The sequence below is a fragment of the Pinisolibacter aquiterrae genome, from assembly GCF_019160155.1.
Lineage (GTDB): Bacteria > Pseudomonadota > Alphaproteobacteria > Rhizobiales > Ancalomicrobiaceae > Pinisolibacter > Pinisolibacter aquiterrae.
In genome coordinates this window covers 512887-531570 of record NZ_JAFNIH010000019.1, presented here as the reverse complement: position 1 = coordinate 531570, position 18684 = coordinate 512887, and the positions used below count along the sequence as shown (strand labels likewise).

Sequence of the window (18684 nt, the reverse complement as noted above, 5' to 3'; positions counted from 1 at the left end):
AGCCGATCGGGCGTGGGGGATCCCACGTCCGATCGGAGGGATCGGGCTCAGGCGAGTTCGAGCTCGGCGAGCTTTTCGGGCGTCGGCCGGCCCTCGGCGTCCCAGCCGCGCACCGCGTAGTAGTGGGGCATCATCTCCTTGACGTGGCTGACCGCGCCCTTGGAGGGGCCGGTCGGCATCGGCACGGTGGTGAGCCGTTCCGGGATCGCGTCGTCGGCGGCGGTGAAGCCGGAGCGGTTGTTCCACAGACGCTCGAGGTTCCAGACGCGCTCGCCGCACTTCACGAAGTCGTCGCCGGTGTATTTCACGCCGGTCAGCGCGGTCAGCATGGCGGCGTAGTCGTCGGCGCCGATGCCGAAGGTGGTGAAGAGGCAGGCCCCCGACGAGTCGATCGCGCCGGTGAGGTTCTGGAACATGGCGACCAGTTCCGGTTTGCCCTCGGTCGCGTCCTTGTCGTATTTGACGGGAACGCCGAGCACTTCGGGGCTGATCGTGTAACCGCGGACATGACAGCCGCCGCGATTGTTGGTGGCGTAGTTGAGGCCGATGCCCTGAACCGCGCGCGGTTCGTAGGCCGGCATCTCCTGCTTCTTGGCGGTCATCGACATCTCGGGATGGCCGTAGAGCGAGGCGAGCCGGTAGGAACCGAGCGCCAGCTTCTTGCCGAAGCCCTCGCCGATGCCGGTGAGGCGGACCGCCTCGACCATGGCCTCGGCATTGCCGGAGCGCAGGTCGAGACCCTCGGTGTCCTCGAGGGTGATGATGCCCTTGTCGAACATCTCGACGGCGCAGGCGACGGTGCCGCCCATGGAGATCGTGTCGAGGCCGAGTTCGTTGCAGATGTAGTTGGCCTTGATCACCGCATCGAGATCGTCGATGCCGCAATCCGGGCCGAAGCCCCAGGCGGTCTCGTATTCGGGACCTTCGCCCTCGCCCTTGTACTTCGGGTTCGTGACCTTGGTGCCGCGTCCGCAGGAGATGATGCAGGCGAAGCAGCCGCGCGGGCGTTGCAGCTGATTGGCGGCGAGGGTCTCGCCACCGACCATGTCGGCATTGGCGAAATGGCCGGTCTGGAAGTTGTTGGTGGGCAGGCCGCCGATCGAGTTGAGGATGTTGACCAGGACGTTGGTGCCGTAGAGGCGCAGGCCCGTGCCGCCGACCGGATGTTCCTTGATCTTGCGCGAGGCCTCGCCGCAGGCGGCGACGAAGGCGTCCTTGTCGGCGACCTTCACGCCCTTGGAACCGCGGACCACGATGGCCTTGAGGTTCTTCGAGCCCATCACCGCGCCGACGCCGGTGCGGCCGGCGGCGCGCTGCATCTCGTTCATGATCGAGGCGAAGAGCACCATCCTCTCACCGGCCGGGCCGATGCAGGCGACCTTGGAATCCTCGCTCGCCTCGGCGTAGAGCGCCTCGGTCGTCTCGGGTACGTCCTTGCCCCACAGACGCGAGGCGTCGCGCAGCTCGACGACGTCGTCGACGATCGACAGCCAGGTCGGCTTGGCCGCCTTGCCCTCGAGGATCACCGCGTCCCAGCCGGCGAACTTCAACTCGGCGCCGAAGGAGCCGCCGGAATTCGACGCGGCGATGGTGCCGGTCAGCGGTCCCTTGGTGACGACGTCGTAGCGGCCCGAGGAGGGCGCGAAGGTGCCGGAGAAGGGACCCGGCGCGAAGATCAGCTTGTTTTCGGGAGACAGCGGATCGACGTTCGGATCGACCTCGTCCCACATGATCTTGGTGCCGAGACCTCGCGCACCGAGATAGTCGCGTGCCGTCTTCGGATCCAACCGTTCCGTCGAGATCTTGCCCGAGCCGAGGTCGACCCGGAGGATCTTGCCCATCCAGCCGTTCATGACTGAGCCTCCGAGAAAGCGTTCTTGATCTTGGTGGCGAAGGATTTCTTGCGCGCCTGCACGGCGAGATCGTCGTCGGTCCATTCCAGCGCGCCGGTCGGGCAGATCTTGGCGCAGGCCGGATCGCCGTCACAGGTGTCGCATTTGAGGATCGACGCGGTCAGCGCGTCCCAGGCGGCATTGCCGAAGGCACAGGCCTGAACGCACATCTTGCAGCCGATGCACTTGGAGGCGTCGTACTCGACCAGCCCGGTCGCCGGGTTGCGATGCATGGCCTTGGGCATGCAGACCGTGACGCAGGACGCGTCGCTGCATTGCTGGCACATCATCGGGACCGAAAACGCCTCGCGCTCCCATGCATAGACATGGATGCGCGAGGCCTTGATACGGAAGTCGCCTCCGTGCTCCAGCGCGCAGGCCAACTCGCAATTTCGACACCCGGTGCATTTTTCCGGGTGGATCGTCAGCATCATGCCCATCGTGTCACCTCTCGTCGTGACCGGGTTTGCCTTTTTGTAATCACCAAGCAGAAAATTCGAATTTTCTTCTTTTTGAGGATTTCATCTCATACAGTGCTTCAAATCTGTACTTTCGTACAAGAAATCGGCGGTGAGTGAGATGACTGCTCGGTGATCGGATCCTCGTTTATTGGGATGTATTCTAATTCCAAAGGCGAATTCGTTCTGCGATTAGTTTTGCAGGCAAGCCATGCGAAAATGCACCAAGCGGCATTTTGATGCGCTGCGGCGGCATGGCTCGTTGGCATCCGCCGCGAAAAACAAGGTTTTTTCAAAAATTCGGCGTGCACTCAACATCTTGTGAGGGCGGGCCGCAGAGGTTCCCTGACGGGAGTCTTCTCTATGATCTTCCAAGCACAACGTAGTATCACGAAGTATTCGCTCCTCCGAAGGGAGGAGGCCGAACTGGCCGGGATCAGCGCGCCTCGATCGAGACCACACGCATTTGGCGACCGGAGAGGATCGTGCCCGCGAGGGCGCCGCAGCTCGGGCAGGGCGCGCGCGCGGTCGTGGCGGCGTGAGTCGTGCCGCAGGCGCCGCAGCGGATCTCGAGAAGAGGCCGTTCGATCACCAGTTCAGCGCCGGCGGCGACAGTATCTTCCAGGCAGAGCGGCATGCAGAAGCGGATCGCTTCGATTTCGACCGGCGCGCCCAGGCCGATTTCCAGCGTGATGCGCGTCACGCTCTCCGCTTCGGCTCGCGTGGCGGCGTCGACGACGAGATCGGCGATGGAACGGCAGAGCGAGAGTTCGTGCATCACGCGTGTCCGGAGTTCGGCGCGGCGGCCGGGGCCGTTCGAGACCTACTCCCGGCGCGCGCCGCTGTCACGTGGGCGCTCGGCGCGGAGGCCGCCGTCACGGGGTGGGGCGATCTCGGAGGCTCGGTGCAGGGCTCCCGCGCGACCGGCGGACTTGACGGCGGCGCGTCCGCGACGTGCGATGCGACATCGTCCCGCCGATCCGGCCACCGGAGACCTCCGACATGTTCGATGCCGATGAACTCGCCCGCCTGCGCGCCAAATACGGAGACGCCTCGGGCGGCGTCATTCACGATCCCGAACGGGCCCGCATCGCCGCCGCCTTCATCGATCCCGACGGCACCCGGGCCGCGCCCTATATCGGCGTGCCGACCTTCCTCGCCGCGCCGCATCGGCCGATCGATCAGGTCGCGCCCGACTTCGGCGATCTCCAGGTGGCGCTCTACGGGGTGCCGATGGATCTCGGGGTCACCAATCGGCCGGGCGCCCGGTTCGGACCCCGCGCGGTGCGCACGATCGAGCGGATCGGGCCCTACGAGCATTTTCTGAAGTGCATGCCGACCAAGGACCTGCGCGTCGCCGACGTCGGCGACATCGTCTTCCGGTCGCGCTACAGCCTCGAGATGTGCCACCAGGACATCGAGGCCTATGTCGCCCGGATGGTGGCGGCCGGGGTGGTGCCGCTCGGCGTCGGCGGCGACCATTCGGTGAGCCTGCCGATCCTCAAGGCGCTCGGCAAGGATCGGCCGGTAGCGCTGATCCATCTCGACGCTCATTGCGACACCGGCGGTCCCTTCGACTTCTCCAAGTTCCATCACGGCGGGCCGTTCCGCGAGGCGGTGCTCGAGGGCGTGGTCGATCCGAGCAAGACCATCCAGATCGGTATTCGCGGCGCGTCCGAATACATCTGGGAGTTCTCCTACGACAGCGGCATGACCGTGGTTCACGCCGAGGAGGTGCCGGCGCTCGGCATCCCCGCGCTGATCGAGAAGGCGCGGGACGTGGTCGGCGACGCGCCGGTCTACGTCTCCTTCGACGTCGACTGTCTCGACGCGGTGTTCGCGCCCGGCACCGGCACGCCGGAGGTCGGCGGGCTGACGACACGCGAGGTGCTCGAGTTCCTGCGCGGGCTGAAGGGGCTGAACCTCGTCGGCGGCGACGTGGTGGAAGTGGCGCCGCAATACGACGCCACCACCAACACCGCCCATGCGGCGGCGCAGGTTCTGTTCGAGATCCTGTCGCTGATGGTCTTTTCGCCCTCGATCGGGGCGAAGCCGGCGGTCTGACGATCCGTCAGGCCCAGGGGTGGGCGACGTGGTCGAGCCGGATGCCGATCGCCTCGCCCGTGCCCTGGCGCGGCGAGAGCGCGACCGTGGTCGCGGTCTCGAACAGGGCGGCGTCGCCCGGTTCGAGATCGCCGGCCTCGCCGGTCTCGGTCTCGATCCGCAGGCGGGCGAGGGCGACGACGAGGCCGACGTCGCCGTCGAGGTCGATCCGGGTCGTGCCGGTGACGGCGTGGCGGGCGACGCGATGGGTCCAGTGGCCGCGCCGGGTCATGACGTTGAGATCCTCGATCGGGCCGGTCGGGACGCGGCATTCGATCGGCTGATCGGCGGGAAAGCGATAGGGCGGAGTGGTGCGATCGAGGCGGACGCGGCGATCGGTCATCAGGAGGTCGATGGCGTCGCCGTCGACCACCGTCAGGCTGCGGTCGATGCCGGGGAAGACCGAGAAGGCGCCGTGACCGACGACGCGGGCCCGGCTGATGCGCCAGAAGAAGTCGTCGAGGCCGGCGCCCGGCGGGTGCACCGCATATTCCCAGGTGATGCCGCCGCCGTTCTTCCAACGGGAGGCGACGCGGTCGGCGAAGCGCAGCACGTTCATGGGCGATCATCCTCTCCGGCCGGGTCGCCGCCGTGACGCCCTCTGCTCAAATCTGCGTCATGGCGCGAATTTGTCCAGAGGGGTCTCGGCGATTTTCGCGAGGGGCGGGGCGCTCAGCCCAGCACCAAGCGGGCGACGATGTTGCGCTGGACCTCCGAGGAGCCCTCGTAGATGCGCAGGATGCGGACGTCGCGGACCCAGCGCTCCAGGGGAAAGTCGCGGGTGTAGCCGTAGCCGCCGTGGATCTGGAGGGCGGCGTCGGTGACGCGTCCGGCCATTTCCGAGGCATGGAGCTTGGCCATGGCGGCCTCGGTCGAATAGCGCGCGCCGGCGGCGCGTTTGCCGGTGGCGGCATCGGCGAGGCCGCGCGCGGCGGCGAGGTCGACCGCCATGTCGGCGATCATCCACTGGAGGCCCTGGAATTCGGCGATCGGATGGCCGTCGACGATGCGGGTTCCGGCCCAGGCCTTGGCGGCGGCGAAGGCGGCCTCGGCGACGCCGATCGCGCAGGCGGCGATGTCGAGCCGGCCGGCGTCGAGGGTCTTCAGGGCGGTGCGGAAGCCGGAGCCCTCCGGACCGAGGCGCCGGTCGTCGGGGACGAAACAGTCGAGCACCACCTCGAAGACGTGACCGCCCTTGAGGCCCATGGTGCGCTCCGGCCCACCGATGATCACGCCGCCCCGCGACGGTTCGACCAGGAAGGCGGAGATGCCGCGCGCGCCGGCGGCCGGATCGGTCTTGGCGTAGACGACGATGAAGTCGGCGGCGCCGGCATTGGAGATGAAGTGCTTGGTGCCGCGCAGGCGCCAGCCGTCGCCCTCGCGGATGGCGCGGGTGGTCATGTCGGCGGGGTTCGAACCGGCGCCGGGTTCGGTCAGGCCGAAGGCGCCGAGGATCTCGCCGGAAGCGGCGCGCGGCAGCCACGCCGCCTTCTGCTCCGGCGAGCCGCCGTGGAGGATCGAATCGGTCGCCAGCCAATGGGCGGTGACCATCGAGGCGGTGGAGCCGCAGGCGCCGGCGACGGCGGCGATCGCCTCGAACAGGGTCCAGGCGTCGACGCCGAGGCCGCCGTGCTCGGCCGGCAGGTTGAGGCCCATCAGCCCCATCTCGGCGAGGGCGGGGAGATGGAGGCCGGCGAAGACGGCGGTCTCGTCGATCTCGGCGGCCTTGGGGGCGAGCACCTCGCGGGCGAAGGTCTCGACGCCGGCGAGGATCTCGGCATCGGCATGGGCGCGGCTCATCGGCGGGGGCTCCAGGCGCGGAAGGGGTCTTCGAGGACGGCGGCGCCGTGCTCGCCGAGGCGGGGGGCGGGGGCGGAGACCCCGCGCGGGGCGCCGGAGAAACGGATCGGCTGTTCCGGCACGGTGAGGGAGCCGAGGCTCGGATGGGCGACGGTCTGAGTGATCGGGCGGCCGCGCGCCTCGGCGCCGTCGAGCGCGGTGGCGGTGTCGGCGACCTCGGCGGCGGGAACTCCGGCGGCGACGAGCCGGGCGACCGCCTCGGCGGCGCTCAAATCGTCGGCCCAATCCTCGATCGCGACGCGCAGGAGCGGCTCGTTCGCGAGACGGTCGGGGTCGGTCGCGAAGCGCGGATCGGCGGCGCAGTCGGGCCGGTCCATCACCGCGCAGAGGGCGGCGAAGAGCTTCTCGTTCAGCACCGCGACCACGAAGCTCCCGTCCTTCGCCGCATAGGCGCCAAAGGGGGCGGAGAGGGGGTGGCGATTGCCGACCCGCATCGGCGCGATGCCGGTGGCGAGGCAACGCGCGACGACGAGCGGCTGCAGCGCCATCAGCGAATCGAACATGGAGACGTCGATCCGGCGGCCGCGCCCGGTGCGGTCGCGTTCGGCGAGAGCGGCGACGATGCCGAGCGCGGCGAAGAGGCCGGAGACGACGTCGGCGATCGATTCGCCGACCAGCGTCGGCGGCCCCTCGGGGTCGCCGGTGACGTGCATCAGCCCGCTCATCGCCTGGACGACGATGTCGTAGGCGGGGCGGCGGGCGTCCGACCCCTCCTGGCCGAAGCCGGAGATCGAGGCATGGATCAGACGCGGCTGGAGGAGGGAGAGGTCCGCCCAGCCGATGCCGAGCTTGTCGGCGACGCCGGGGCGGAAGTTCTCCACCACCACGTCGGCGCCGACGGCGAGATCGCGGGCGATCGCGCGATGGTCGGGACGGGCGAGATCGAGGACGAGGCCGCGTTTGCCGCGGTTGACCGCCTCGAAGATCGCCGAGGAGCCGTCGGCGTGGAACGGGCCGACGTGGCGATAGTCGTCGCCGCCGGGGCTCTCGACCTTGATCACCTCCGCGCCGAGATCGGCGAGGAGCGAGGTGGCGTAGGGCCCCGACAGGACGCGGGTGAAGTCGAGGACACGGACGCCGTCGAGCGGACGTCCGCCGAGGAGGGGCGTCGTCTCGCTCATCCGAGGATGCCCGGCAGGTCGAGGCCCTTTTCCTTCGCCCAGTCGCGGGCGATCTCGTAGCCGGCGTCGGCGTGGCGCATGACGCCGGTGGCCGGGTCGTTCCACAGCACGCGGCCGAGACGCTTCGCCGCCGCTTCCGTCCCGTCGGCGACGATGACCATGCCGGCGTGCTGGGAGAAGCCCATGCCGACGCCGCCGCCGTGATGGAGCGAGACCCAGGTGGCGCCCGAGGCGCAGTTCAAGAGCGCGTTGAGGAGCGGCCAGTCGGAGACGGCATCCGACCCGTCCATCATCGCCTCGGTCTCGCGGTTGGGCGAGGCGACCGAACCGCTGTCGAGGTGATCGCGGCCGATGACGATCGGCGCCTTCAATTCGCCCTTGGCGACCATTTCATTGAAGGCGAGGCCGAGACGATGGCGATCGCCGAGGCCGACCCAGCAGATGCGGGCGGGCAGGCCCTGGAAGCGGATGCGCTCGCGCGCCATGTCGAGCCAGTTGTGGAGGTGGGGATCGTTGGGGATCAGCTCCTTCACCTTCTGGTCGGTCTTGTAGATGTCCTCGGGGTCGCCGGAGAGCGCCGCCCAGCGGAACGGGCCGACGCCACGGCAGAACAGCGGGCGGATATAGGCCGGCACGAAGCCGGGGAAGTCGAAGGCGTCGGTGACGCCCTCCTCGAAGGCCATCTGGCGGATGTTGTTGCCGTAGTCGACGGTCGGCACGCCCTCGTGCCACCAGTCGAGCATGGCCTGGACATGGACCGCCATCGAGGCGCGGGCGGCCTTCTCGACCGCCTTCGGATCGCGCTCGCGCCTGTCGAACCAAGTGTCGAGGCTCCAGCCGGCGGGGAGATAGCCGTTGATCGGATCATGCGCCGAGGTCTGGTCGGTGACGAGATCGGGGCGGATGCCGCGACGGCGCATCTCGGGCAGGATCTCGGCGGTGTTGCCGAGCAGCGCGATCGAGGTCGGCTTGCCCTCTTTCAACGACGTCTCGAGCAGCGCCATCGCCTCGTCGATGGTGTCGGCCTTGACGTCGACATAGCCGGTGCGCAGGCGGAAATCGATCCGGCTCGGCTGGCACTCGACGGCGATGCAGGAATAGCCGGCCATGGTGGCGGCGAGCGGTTGGGCGCCGCCCATGCCGCCGAGGCCGCCGGTCAGGATCCACTTGCCCTTGGTCGAACCGCCGAAGTGACGGCGGCCGGCCTCCACGAAGGTCTCGTAGGTCCCCTGCACGATGCCCTGGGCGCCGATGTAGATCCACGACCCGGCGGTCATCTGGCCGTACATCATCAGGCCCTTGCGATCGAGCTCGTGGAACTTGTCCCAGGTCGCCCAATGGGGGACGAGGTTGGAATTGGCGATGAGCACGCGCGGGGCGTCGGCATGGGTGCGGAAGACGCCGACCGGCTTGCCGGACTGGACCAGCAGGGTCTCGTCGTCCTTCAGCCGCTTCAGGGTGGCGACGATCTTGTCGAAGCTCTCCCAATCGCGGGCGGCGCGGCCGATGCCGCCGTAGACGACCAGTTCCGACGGGCGCTCGGCGACGTCGGGGTCGAGATTGTTCATCAACATGCGCATGGCGGCTTCGGTCAGCCACGACTGGGTGGAGATGTCGGAGCCGGTCGGGGCGCGGACGATGCGGTCGTTGTCGATGCGGGTCATGGGGCGTGGCCTCAGGCGGTCAGGGCGAAGCGGAGCGCGCCCTCGAGGGCGCGGGTGAGAACGGTGGTGACGGGGGCGGCGAAGGAGGGGTCGAAGGCGACGGGCCAGTTGCTCGCGTCGATCGTCGCGGGTTCGCGCAGGTAGCCGCGCATGGCGAGTTCCATCTGGATCGCGTGGACGCCCGTCTCGGGACGGCCGTAGTGCCTCGTGATCCAGCCCCCCTTGAAGCGGCCGTCGACCACATGGCCGAGACCCGAGGCGGCGCAGGGGCCCTCGATCGCGGCGGTCAACGCCGGGTCGCAGGACCTGCCGGCGTTGGTGCCGATGTTGAACTGCGGCAGGTCGCCCTCGAAGAGACGCGGGATGCGCGAGCGGATCGAATGGCAGTCGTAGACGACGACCTTCGGGTGGATCGCCCGCAGGCGTGCGATCTGGCCGGCGAGGGCGTCGTGATAGGGCTCGAAATGGGCCGTGCGGCGGGCGGCGATCTCGTCGGCGCCGGGGTCTTCGCCGTCGCGGTAGAGCGGTTCGCCGTCGAAGGTTTCGGTCGGGCAGAGGCCGGTCGTCGCCTGTCCGGGATAGAGCGAGACGCCGGAGGGATCGCGGTTCGGGTCGATCACCGAGCGCGAGACGGTGGTGCGCACGAAACTCGCGCCGAGGCCGGCGGCGAAGGCATAGAGCGCCTCGACGTGCCAATCGGCGTCGCGGCGGGCGAGCCAGGGCGAGCGGAAGCGGCTCTCATACTCGCCGGGCAGGCCGGTGCCGGTGTGGGGGAAGCTCAGGATCAACGGCGCGTCGCGTTCCTCGACGACCAGCCAATCGGGACGGGTGTTCATCGGGCGGCCTCCGTGACGCGAGGGAGGGCGAGCGGGGCGACGGCCTCCTCGAAGGCGCCGGCGAGCACCATGTCGGCGACGCATGCGATGTCGGGGGCGAAGAAGCGATCGTCGTCGAGGGCGGGCACGCGCGCGCGGATCGCGGCCCGGACGCGCTCGAGCGCCTCCGACGAGGCGAGGGGCCCGTGGAAGTCGCAGCCCTGCGCGGCGGCGAGGAGTTCGATCGCCAGGACGTTGGCGACGTTGCGGGCCATGCGGTGGAGCCGGTAGGCGCCGTGGGCGGCCATGGAGACGTGGTCTTCCTGATTGGCCGAGGTCGGGATCGAATCGACGCTGGCCGGATGGGCCTGCTGCTTGTTCTCCGAGACCAGCGCGGCGGCGGTCACCTGCGGGATCATGAAGCCGGAGTTGAGGCCGGGGCGCGGGGTGAGGAAGGCCGGCAACCGCGACAAGACCGGGTCGACCAGGAGCGAGATGCGGCGCTCGGCGAGCGAGCCGATCTCGCACAGCGCCAACGCGACGATGTCGGCGGCGAAGGCGACCGGCTCGGCGTGGAAATTGCCGCCGGAGATCGCCTCGTGGGCGTCGCCTTCCGGGTCGACGAAGATCAGCGGATTGTCGGTGACGCCGTCGGCCTCGCGGCCGAGGGTCACCGCGACGTTCCTCAGGATGTCGAGGGCGGCGCCCATCACCTGGGGCTGGCAGCGCAGGCAATAGGGGTCCTGGATGCGGTCGTCGCCGGTGGTGTGGCTGGCGCGGATCGCCGAGCCCGCCATCAGGGCGCGCAGCGCCGCCGCCGTCTCGATCTGGCCCGGGTGCCGGCGCAGCGCGTGGATACGCGGATCGAAGGGCCCGTCGGAGCCCTTGGCGGCGTCGGTGGTCAGCGCGCCGGCGACGAGGCCGGTGCGCAGCAGCCGTTCCGCCGTGAAGAGGGCGTAGAGGGCGTTGGCGGTCGAGAACTGGGTGCCGTTGAGGAGGGCGAGGCCCTCCTTGGGGCCGAGTTCGATCGGCGCCAGACCGGCGCGGGCGAGGGCTTGCGTCGCCGGCAGACGCTCGCCGGCGACGATCGCTTCGCCGACGCCGATCATCGCGGCGGTCATGTGGGCGAGGGGCGCGAGATCGCCCGACGCGCCGACCGAGCCCTGAGCCGGCACGACCGGCACCACGCCCTTCATCAGCATCGCCTCGAGCAGGCGGGCGGTGGCGGGGCGTACGCCCGAGGCGCCCTGGCCGAGATTGGCGAGCTTCAGCGCCATCATCAGGCGGGTGATCGCGGGCGCCAGCGGCTCGCCGACGCCGGAGGCGTGGGAGATCACCAGATTGTGCTGGAGCTTGGCGAGGTCGGCGTCGTCGATGCGGACGGAAGCCAGTTTGCCGAAGCCGGTGTTGATGCCGTAGACCGGCGCGCCCTTGGCCAGGATCGCGGCGACGGCGGCGGCGCCCCGCTCGATCGCCGGGAAGGCGGCCGGGTCGAGACGGGCGGGGGCGCCACGGGCGATCGCCGCCCACTGGTCGAGCGTGACGGCGCCGGGGGTGAGGATCACGGGGTCGGTCATCGAGCGCTCCGAATGCGGGCGTGAAGGGGCAGGGCGCCGAGGCCCTGGACGAGTTCGGCGGGGGTCTCGATCGACCAGATCGCCAGATCGCAGGCCTTGCCCGCCTCCAGCGTGCCGATCTCGGCCTCGCGGCCGAGGGCGCGGGCGGCATGGCGGGTGGTGCCGAGGAGGCATTCCTCGACGGTCATCGAGAAACAGGTCGCGGCCATGTTCATGGCGAGCAGCAGCGAGGTCATCGGCGAGGTGCCGGGATTGCAGTCGGTCGAGACCGCCATGGCGACGCCCGCGCGGCGGAAGGCCTCGATCGGCGGGCGGCGCGTCTCGCGCAGGAAATAGAAGGCGCCGGGCAGCAGCATCGCGACGGTGCCGGAGGCGGCCATGGCGGCGACGCCGGCTTCGTCGGTCCATTCGAGATGATCGGCGGAGAGCGCGTCGAACCGGGCGGCGAGCGCGGCGGCGCCGAGGTCGGAGAGCTGATCGGCGTGGAGCTTGACCCGGATCCCATGGGTGCGGGCGGCCTCGAAGACGCGGGCGACTTGGGCGGGCGAGAAGGCGATGCCCTCACAGAAGGCATCGACGGCGTCGATCAGGCCCTCGGCGGCGAGCGGCGCGATCATCGCCACGACGCGGTCGATGTGGGCGTCGCGATCGGTGGTTTCGGGCGGCAGCGCATGGGCGCCGAGGAAGGTGGTGACGACGCGGACGTCGCGGATCTCTCCCAATCGGCGCGCGGCGCGCAGCATGCGCGCCTCGGATTCGAGGTCGAGGCCGTAGCCGGATTTGATCTCGACCGTGGTGACGCCGTCGGCGAGGAGGCGATCGAGACGGGGCAGGGCGGTGGCGATCAGGTCGTCCACGGTGGCGGCGCGGGTGGCGCGGACGGTCGCGGCGATGCCGCCGCCCTTCGCGGCGATCTCGGCATAAGTGGCGCCGGCGAGCCGCGCCTCGAATTCGTCGGCGCGATTGCCGGCGAAGACGAGATGGGTGTGGGCGTCGATCAGGCCGGGGGTGATCCAGCGACCGCCGCAATCGATCGTCTCGGCGACGGTGAGCCCGGCGGGCAGATCGGCGCGTGGGCCGGCGAAGACGATGCGGCCGTCGCGGGCGGCGACTACACCGTCGTCGATCCGGCCGATGCCGGGGCGATCCGCCGCCATCGTGGCGAGGCGGGCGTGGGTCCAGAGCCTGTCGATCGTCGCGGTCATGGTCGCATCCTCGGGCGGGAGGGGCCGCCTTCGATCGACGGCGCTCCCGTTCCATGTTCAGCTTGCGATCGGTCGAGGCTCCTGTCAATATGCCTATACATATTTGAACGACCTCGATCGACGACGTGAGGGAGCGCGATGGGTGAGGCCCTGTTGGAGTTGGCGCTGACGCCGGAGGGGTGGCGCCGCGACGTCTTCGTCGCGTGGGACCGTGGGCGGATCACCGCCGTCGACGCCTCGACCGCGCCGGAGCGGCGGGCGCCGGCGACGCGGATCGCGGGCGCGGTGGTCCCCGGCACCGGCAATCTCCACAGTCACGCCTTCCAGCGCGGTTTCGCCGGGCTGACCGAGCGGCGCGGCGCCGGGGCGGACGATCACTTCTGGACCTGGCGGGAGGAGATGTACCGTTTCGCGCGGACGATCTCGCCGGACGATCTCGCGGTGCTGGCGGCGCTGGCCCAGGTCGAGATGCTGGAGAGCGGGTTCACCGGCGTCGCCGAGTTTCATTACGTCCATCATCGTCCCGACGGCGGCTCTTACGACGACCCGGCGGAGATGTCGGCGGCGGTGGTGCGGGCGGCCGAGACGACCGGCATCGGGTTGACGTTGTTGCCGGTGTTCTATGCCCATGGCGGTTTCGGCGATCGGCCGACCGGCGAGGGGCAGCGGCGCTTCGTCTGCGATCTCGAGAGTTACGCGCGCCTGCACGAGGCGGCGGGCCGGGCGGTCGCGACCCTCGAGGGCGGGCGGATCGGCATCGCGCCGCATTCGCTGCGCGCGGTGAACGACGTGGAACTGAGGGCGCTCGCGGAGCGCCATCGCGGCGGGCCGATCCATGTCCACATCGCCGAACAGGTGGCCGAGGTCGCGGACTGTCTGGTGGCGACCGGGCGGCGGCCGGTCGAGCATCTCTTCGACACGGTCGCGGTCGATCGCGACTGGTGCCTGATCCACGCGACTCACGTCGAGCCGAACGAGGTGGCGGCGATGGCGGCCTCGGGCGCGGTGGTCGGGCTCTGTCCGATCACCGAGGCGGATCTCGGCGACGGGATCTTTCCGGCGGTCGACCACGACGCGGCCGGCGGGGCCTGGGGCGTCGGCAGCGATTCCAACGTGCTGATCTCGTTGCCGCAGGAATTACGTCTCCTCGAGCAGTCGCAGCGTCTGCGCGACCGGGCGCGCAACCGCATGGCGCGGCCGCCGCGCTCGACCGGGCGGAGCCTGTTCGACGCGGCGGTGGCGGGCGGCGCGCGGGCGCTGGGCGAGGCCGCGAGCGGTCTGGTGGTGGGGGCGCGCGCCGATTTCGTGGCGCTCGATCCCGATCACGTCGCGCTCGCCGGTCGCGGTGACGACGCGCTGCTCGACGCCTGGATCTTCGCCACCGCCGAAAACCCGGTGCGCGAGGTCTGGGCCGGCGGGCGGCGGGTGGTGGTCGACGGGCGTCACGTCGCGCGCGATCGGGTCGAGGCCGGGTGGCGCGCCCTGCTCGCCAAGATCGCGGGTTGAGGGCCTGCCCGTTCTACGAAGAATTGCTTATGCCTGAATTTTATGCAGGGATGAGAGATGCCGTTCGAAAGGGCTGTTGACATCCGTCCCCGCCGTGGCGAGCATTATGTATAGACAAAGGCCCTCGGCCTCGTCTCGCAGGACACCGAACCCCGAAGGGAGAGTCGTTCCCATGAACAGGCGTACGCTCATCAACTGGACCCTGGCGCTCGGCGCCGCCGTGTCGGTCTCGGCGCTCGCCGGCGGTATCGCCGCGGCCGACGTCCTCGACGACGTCAAGAAGGCCGGGGTGCTCAAGGTCGGCACCGAGACCGCCTTCGCGCCGTTCGACTTCATCGACGCCGGCAAGCACGTCGGCCTCAACGTCGACCTCTTCGCCGAGATCGGCAAGGAGATGGGTGTCAAGATCGAGTGGATCGCGCTGCCCTGGGACGGCGTGCTGCCGGGTCTCGAGAGCGGCAAGTTCGACATCGTCGCCGGTCCCGCCACCATCACCAAGGCGCGCCTCGAGCGCTACGCCTTCTCGCCGCCGATCGCCGAGGCGACCGTCGCGCTCCTGAAGAAGGCGGGCGACACCTCGATCATGAAGCCCGAGGACATCGCCGGCAAGGCGGTCGGTTCCGGCAAGGCGACGGCCCAGCTCGCCCAGCTCCAGAAGTTCGGCGCGACGCTGCCGAAGCCGGTCGATGCGAAGGAATATCCCTCCTTCAACGAGGCCTATGCCGATCTCGCTGCCGGCCGCGTCGTCGCCGTCGCCAACTCGCTGCCGAACATCGCCTACCTCGCCTCGCAGCGGAAGGGCGTGTTCGAAGTGGTCAAGCCCGCCTTCGGCGTGAAGGCCTATTTCGGCTTCCCGGAGCGCAAGGACGCCGCCTACGCCAGCCTGAACAAGGCGGTGGCCGAGGCCATGGCCAAGATCAAGGCCGACGGCCGCATGGCCAAGATCCAGGAGAAGTGGTTCGGCACCACCTTCGACACGCCGGCGGAAGTCACCGACCCGGCGCTGTGATCGCTCGTTCGGCGCCCGGCGGCGACGCCGGGCGTCTTCTCTCGTGAGGCTCGGCCTCGCTCGTCATGAGTTCATCGCGGCCATCGGGCCGGTGAGACGCGACCCCCGCCATGTCCTGGGATCTCTTCCTGCTGCTGCTCCAGGCCTCGGTGACGACGATCGTCGTCTCCGTCGTGTCGATCGTGCTCGGCTTCCTCCTGGCGACGGTGGTGTGCGCCGGGACGATGTCGTCGAACACGCTGGCGCGCGGCGCCGGACGGCTCTTCGTCAGCTTCTTTCGCGGCACGCCGCTCTTGGTCCAGCTGCTCCTGATCTATCACCTCTTGCCGCAGATCGGCCTCGACGTGCCGAGCGAGGTGGCGGCGGTCGCCGGCATGGCGCTGTGCACGGCCGCCTATCAGGCGGAGATTCTGCGCGGCGGCTTCGGCGCGGTGCCGAAGGGGCTGATGGAAGCGGCCGACATGTGCGGGCTCGGCGCCTTCGCCACCTTCCGGAGGATCCGCCTGCCGATCGCGGTGCGGCTGACGCTGCCGTCGCTCGTCTCCGAGATCATCATGATCCTCAAGGCCTCGTCGCTGGTGTCGGTGGTCGGCGTGATCGAACTCACCCGCATGACCCAGGATCTCGCCGCCTCGACCTTCCTGCCGTTGCCGCTCTACGCCTCGGCCGGGGTGATCTATCTCGCCATCAACGCGGTGATCGCCGGAGTCGGAACCGTGCTCGAGCGGCGCGTCGCGCGGGGGCATGCATGACCTTCGATTTCGCCCTCGTCCTCGAGAACGTCCCCAACATCGCGCGCGCCTTCGGCGTGACGCTCGGGGTGTGGGCCGGCGCGGTGGTGTTCGGCTCGATCGGCGGTTTCGCCATCGCCGTCGCCCGGCGCTGGGGGCCGACGCCGGTCGGCTGGCTGCTGCGCGCCTTCGTCGAGGTGATCCGGGGCACGCCGTTCCTGGTGCAGATCTTCCTGCTCTATTACGGCGGGCCGTTCATCGGGCTCTCGCTCGACAACATCCCGGCCGGGCTGTTCGGCCTCTCGGTCTATGCCGCCGCCTATTATTCGGAGATCTTCCGCACCGGCTTCGAGGCGATCCCCAAGGGCCATCTCGAGGCGGCCGACTGCGCCGGCTTCACCCGGGCGCAGACGCTGCGCCGGATCGTGCTGCCGGAGATGACGATGCTGGTGTTGCCGGCGATGGTCAACATGACCATCCTGATGCTGAAGGAGACCGCGGTCCTCTCGATCATCTCGGTGCCGGAACTGACCCTCGAGGTCTCGGCGATCGGCACCGCGCATTATGCCTTCGTGGAGAGCTTCACCATCGTCGCGCTCCTCTACTGGGGCCTCACCGATCTGTGCGGCCGCGCCGGCCGCCTCGCCGAGGCCCGCTTCTCCAGATATCGGTTCAGCCATTCATGACCAACGCACCGGCCATTCGCGTCCAGGGTCTCGTCAAGCGCTTCGGCAAGACCGAGGTTCTGACCGGCATCGATCTCGAGGCGGCGCGCGGCGAGGTCACCTGCCTGCTCGGCCCCTCGGGCTCGGGCAAGTCGACGTTGCTGCGCTGCATCGCCTTCCTGGAGGAGGCGACCGACGGCTTCATCGAGATCGACGGGGCGCCGCTCGGCTTCGCCCTCGGCCCCGACGGCGACCGCATGCGGCTGCCGCCGAACGACATTCGCGGCGTCCGCTCGAAGATCGGCATGGTGTTCCAGCAGTTCAATCTGTGGCCGCACATGACCGCGCTCGGCAATGTCATGGAGGCGCTGGTGACGGCGCGTGGGATGTCGAAGGCGGAGGCCGAGGAGCGGGCGCGGGCGCGCCTCGCCGAGGTCGGCCTCGCCGAACGGGCGACCCACTATCCCTCCGAGCTCTCCGGCGGCCAGCAGCAGCGCGTGGCGATCGCCCGCGCCCTGGCGCTCGAGCCGAAGATCATGCTGTTCGACGAACCGACGTCCTCGCTCGATCCGGAACTGACCGGCGAGGTGCTCAACGTCATGCGCAAGCTCGCCGAGGGCGGCATGACCATGGTGGTGGTCACCCACGAGATCGGCTTCGCCGCTTCCGTCGGCCACAAGATCGTCTTCCTCGACCAGGGCAAGATCCTGGTGGAGGGGACGCCGGGCGAGGTGTTCGGCAAGCCGCGCCATCCGCGCATCGATCAGTTCCTCGACACCTATCTCGATCGGGGCGCGGCGGGACTCTTGTGATCCCGACCGTCGCGAAGGAGGGTCCGATGTTTCTCGAGAACGCTTGGTACGTCGCCGCCATCGCCTCCGAAATCGACCGGGCCCCGCGCCGGGTGACCATGCTCGGCCGTCACGTCGTGCTGTTCCGCCGTGAAGACGGGTCGCCGGTGGCGCTCGAGGACGCCTGCCCGCATCGCAAGCTGCCGCTGTCGAAGGGCAAGGTGGTCGGCGACGCCATCGAATGCGGCTATCACGGCCTCAAGTTCGATTGTTCCGGCGCCTGCATCCGGGTGCCGGCGACGCCCAATCTCGCCGGCAACGTCCATGTCCGGGCCTATCCGGTCGAGGATCGCTGGGGGCTGACCTGGGTGTGGACCGGCGATCCGGCCAAGGCCGATCCGGCGACGATCTTCCCGGTCCCGACCTGGGAAGACCCGGAATGGGGCTGCACCCGGCCGGGGTCGATGGAGGTCGACTGCGACTATCGCTTCATCACCGACAACCTGCTCGATCCCTCGCACGTCGCCTGGGTCCACGTCACCTCCTTCGGCAACGAGGCCTGCGAGGAGGTGCCGGTGCGCGCCCGCCCGACCGAGGACGGGGTGATCGCCTCGCGCTGGATGTACGGGGTGGAGATCGCGCCGTTCTACGCGCCCTTCACCAAGTTCTCGGGCCTCTGCGACCGCGAGCAGCACTACGAGGTGCGCCATCCGAGCCATGCCATCATCAAGGCGATCTTCGTGCCGGCCGGCACCGGGGGGCCGGACAAGCCGCTGCACGACGATGCGTTCCTGATGGACAGCTACAACTTCATGACGCCGATCGACGAGAAGCGGACGCGCTATTTCTGGTTCCAGATGCGCAATTTCGCGCCGGGCGACACCGCCGTCGACGCGATGTTCGAGGCGTCGGTGAAGGCGGCCTTTCTCGAGGACAAGGTGATCCTGGAGGCGGTGCAGATCGGCATGGACGAGATGCATTCGCCCAACATCAACCTGCCGCTCGACGCCGGCCCGCTCAGGTTCCGGCGCAAGCTCGCCGAACTGATCGCGGCGGAGAAGGCCGCGACGGCAGGCACGCGGTCCGACGCCGCGGAGTGAGACTCACCGTACGAAGTTCCGACCCATTCGGCGCGGGTGGAGGCGCTTCATGCCGAGGCGCCCGGCGAAGCCGAGCCTCGAAGCACGACGGGCCGGGAGGTACGGTCCTTTCGAGGCGCGAAGCCGTTACCGGCCCTGCCTCTCGGTCCTTCGTCCTTCGAGGCTCGCGTCGCTCGCACCTCAGGAT

Annotated in this window: 17 protein-coding genes; 7 read left to right on the top strand and 10 right to left on the bottom strand. The window is 69.3% G+C overall.

Annotated elements, in window-relative coordinates:
* Positions 1-47: 47 nt before the first annotated feature.
* The 3 genes from J3S89_RS06720 to J3S89_RS06710 all read right to left on the bottom strand — a co-directional run bounded on the left by J3S89_RS06720 (position 48) and on the right by J3S89_RS06710 (position 3128).
* A complete protein-coding gene (locus J3S89_RS06720) occupies positions 48-1853 on the bottom strand; it encodes an aldehyde ferredoxin oxidoreductase family protein (protein WP_217926694.1) in 1806 nt (601 codons plus the stop codon).
* Positions 1850-2332, bottom strand: coding sequence for a 4Fe-4S dicluster domain-containing protein (locus J3S89_RS06715; protein ID WP_217926693.1), 483 nt, complete (start codon positions 2330-2332; stop codon positions 1850-1852). Before J3S89_RS06715 ends, J3S89_RS06720 begins: the two co-directional genes overlap by 4 nt.
* 454 nt (positions 2333-2786) lie before the next feature.
* Positions 2787-3128, bottom strand: a complete 342-nt coding sequence (locus tag J3S89_RS06710) for a hydrogenase maturation nickel metallochaperone HypA/HybF (protein WP_217926692.1) — start codon at positions 3126-3128, stop codon at positions 2787-2789.
* A gap of 224 nt (positions 3129-3352) precedes the next feature.
* Between J3S89_RS06710 and speB the strand changes: the two genes are divergently transcribed.
* Complete coding sequence (speB, locus tag J3S89_RS06705; protein ID WP_217926691.1) at positions 3353-4414, top strand: agmatinase; 1062 nt, start codon at positions 3353-3355, stop codon at positions 4412-4414.
* Positions 4415-4421: 7 nt separating this feature from the next.
* On the opposite strand, the gene J3S89_RS06700 is transcribed toward speB, so the two are convergent.
* The 7 genes from J3S89_RS06700 to hutI form a co-directional block, all read right to left on the bottom strand.
* Positions 4422-5012 carry a HutD/Ves family protein gene (locus J3S89_RS06700; RefSeq protein ID WP_217926690.1) on the bottom strand — a complete coding sequence of 197 codons (591 nt, stop codon included), beginning with the start codon at positions 5010-5012 and terminating at the stop codon, positions 4422-4424.
* Positions 5013-5125: 113 nt separating this feature from the next.
* Complete coding sequence (locus tag J3S89_RS06695; RefSeq protein ID WP_217926689.1) at positions 5126-6253, bottom strand: acyl-CoA dehydrogenase family protein; 1128 nt, start codon at positions 6251-6253, stop codon at positions 5126-5128.
* Positions 6250-7434 carry a CaiB/BaiF CoA transferase family protein gene (locus J3S89_RS06690; RefSeq protein ID WP_217926688.1) on the bottom strand — a complete coding sequence of 395 codons (1185 nt, stop codon included), beginning with the start codon at positions 7432-7434 and terminating at the stop codon, positions 6250-6252. The genes J3S89_RS06695 and J3S89_RS06690 overlap by 4 nt, the downstream gene beginning before the upstream one ends.
* Positions 7431-9098: a urocanate hydratase gene (hutU, locus tag J3S89_RS06685; RefSeq protein ID WP_217926687.1), complete on the bottom strand. Its 1668-nt coding sequence runs from the start codon at positions 9096-9098 to the stop codon at positions 7431-7433. Before hutU ends, J3S89_RS06690 begins: the two co-directional genes overlap by 4 nt.
* Positions 9099-9109: 11 nt before the next feature.
* Positions 9110-9934: an N-formylglutamate deformylase gene (gene hutG / locus J3S89_RS06680; protein ID WP_217926686.1), complete on the bottom strand. Its 825-nt coding sequence runs from the start codon at positions 9932-9934 to the stop codon at positions 9110-9112.
* Positions 9931-11490: a histidine ammonia-lyase gene (gene hutH, locus J3S89_RS06675; protein ID WP_217926685.1), complete on the bottom strand. Its 1560-nt coding sequence runs from the start codon at positions 11488-11490 to the stop codon at positions 9931-9933. Before hutH ends, hutG begins: the two co-directional genes overlap by 4 nt.
* Positions 11487-12695 (bottom strand): imidazolonepropionase, encoded by a 1209-nt coding sequence (gene hutI, locus J3S89_RS06670; protein ID WP_217926684.1) that lies wholly within the window; start codon positions 12693-12695, stop codon positions 11487-11489. Before hutI ends, hutH begins: the two co-directional genes overlap by 4 nt.
* A gap of 138 nt (positions 12696-12833) precedes the next feature.
* Here hutI and J3S89_RS06665 point away from each other — a divergent pair, with 138 nt between their 5' ends.
* The 6 genes from J3S89_RS06665 to J3S89_RS06640 all read left to right on the top strand — a co-directional run bounded on the left by J3S89_RS06665 (position 12834) and on the right by J3S89_RS06640 (position 18497).
* Positions 12834-14201, top strand: coding sequence for a formimidoylglutamate deiminase (locus J3S89_RS06665; RefSeq protein ID WP_217926683.1), 1368 nt, complete (start codon positions 12834-12836; stop codon positions 14199-14201).
* Between the two features lie 172 nt (positions 14202-14373).
* Complete coding sequence (locus J3S89_RS06660; RefSeq protein WP_217926682.1) at positions 14374-15210, top strand: transporter substrate-binding domain-containing protein; 837 nt, start codon at positions 14374-14376, stop codon at positions 15208-15210.
* A 110-nt stretch (positions 15211-15320) separates the two neighbouring features.
* Positions 15321-15962: an amino acid ABC transporter permease gene (locus tag J3S89_RS06655; protein ID WP_217926681.1), complete on the top strand. Its 642-nt coding sequence runs from the start codon at positions 15321-15323 to the stop codon at positions 15960-15962.
* Positions 15959-16627: an amino acid ABC transporter permease gene (locus J3S89_RS06650; protein ID WP_217926680.1), complete on the top strand. Its 669-nt coding sequence runs from the start codon at positions 15959-15961 to the stop codon at positions 16625-16627. Before J3S89_RS06655 ends, J3S89_RS06650 begins: the two co-directional genes overlap by 4 nt.
* Positions 16624-17418 (top strand): amino acid ABC transporter ATP-binding protein, encoded by a 795-nt coding sequence (locus J3S89_RS06645; protein ID WP_217926679.1) that lies wholly within the window; start codon positions 16624-16626, stop codon positions 17416-17418. The genes J3S89_RS06650 and J3S89_RS06645 overlap by 4 nt, the downstream gene beginning before the upstream one ends.
* 26 nt (positions 17419-17444) lie before the next feature.
* Positions 17445-18497 (top strand): aromatic ring-hydroxylating dioxygenase subunit alpha, encoded by a 1053-nt coding sequence (locus tag J3S89_RS06640; protein WP_217926678.1) that lies wholly within the window; start codon positions 17445-17447, stop codon positions 18495-18497.
* The last annotated feature ends 187 nt before the right edge of the window (positions 18498-18684 follow it).